The sequence below is a fragment of the Bradyrhizobium campsiandrae genome, from assembly GCF_014529705.1.
GTDB classification, from domain to species: Bacteria; Pseudomonadota; Alphaproteobacteria; order Rhizobiales; family Xanthobacteraceae; genus Bradyrhizobium; species Bradyrhizobium campsiandrae.
The window spans coordinates 1-862 of record NZ_JAANIH010000165.1 but is presented as its reverse complement, the minus strand read 5'-3'; the positions used below and the strand labels follow the sequence as shown (position 1 = coordinate 862).

Sequence of the window (862 nt, the reverse complement as noted above, 5' to 3'; positions counted from 1 at the left end):
TCGACCACTTCAAGACCTTCAACGACAATTTCGGCCACGGCGTCGGCGACCAGGTGCTGCGCCTGATGGCCAAGGTGTTGCGCGACAAGGTTCGCGCGCAGGATCTGCCGGCCCGCTACGGCGGCGAGGAGCTGATCGCGGTGCTGCCGGACGCCGATCTTGCGGCCTGCACCGATATCGCCGAGCGCATCAGGCGCGCGATCGCGGAATGCACCATCACGCGCCGCTCGACCGGCGAGGCGTTGCCGAACATCACGGTCTCGATTGGCGTGGCGCAGTACCGTGTGGGCGAGCCGATCGCCGATCTGATCGAGCGCTGCGATCGCGCGCTCTATCTCGCCAAGGGCGGCGGCCGCAATCGCGTGGTGACTGAGCGCGAGCTCGATCGCGCCGAGGCTGCAGGCTAGCGTTTTCGAGCGAAGCGGAAGACTCTAAGCGCTCGCTGCAATCAGGATATCGGCGGCGCTGCCCTCGATCGCCTGCACCCCGTGCTCGACGACATTGTTGCGGCCGCGATGCTTGGCGGCGTAGAGCGCGGCGTCGGCGGCTTCGATCAGATCGCCCGGACGCAGGGCCTCGTTCGGCCGCGTCGCTGCGACGCCGATCGACACCGTGACCACCATGTGGGCCGAGGTGATGTGCGGCAGGCAGAGCTGCAGCACGGCCGAACGGACCTGCTCGCCGATCTCGACGGCGCGCATCACGTCGGTGTTCGGCAGCAGCAGGCAGAACTCTTCGCCGCCGTAGCGCGCGGCAAAGCCCATTGTGTCGGCGGCGATGCCGGACAGCGATTCGCCGAGCCGGGTCAGGCAGGAATCGCCTTCGAGATGGCCATAGGTGTCGTTGAACAGCTTGAAATGGT

Annotated in this window: 2 protein-coding genes; one reads left to right on the top strand and one right to left on the bottom strand. The window is 66.9% G+C overall.

The annotated features are described in order from the left end of the window. A partial coding sequence (locus G8O24_RS42515) for a GGDEF domain-containing protein (RefSeq protein ID WP_188108416.1) occupies positions 1 to 407 on the top strand: 407 nt, incomplete at its 5' end. Positions 408 to 431: 24 nt separating this feature from the next. Here the strand turns inward: G8O24_RS42515 and G8O24_RS42510 are convergent. Beyond that, the coding region (locus G8O24_RS42510) for a diguanylate cyclase (protein ID WP_188108415.1) at positions 432 to 862 on the bottom strand (431 nt) is incomplete at its 5' end.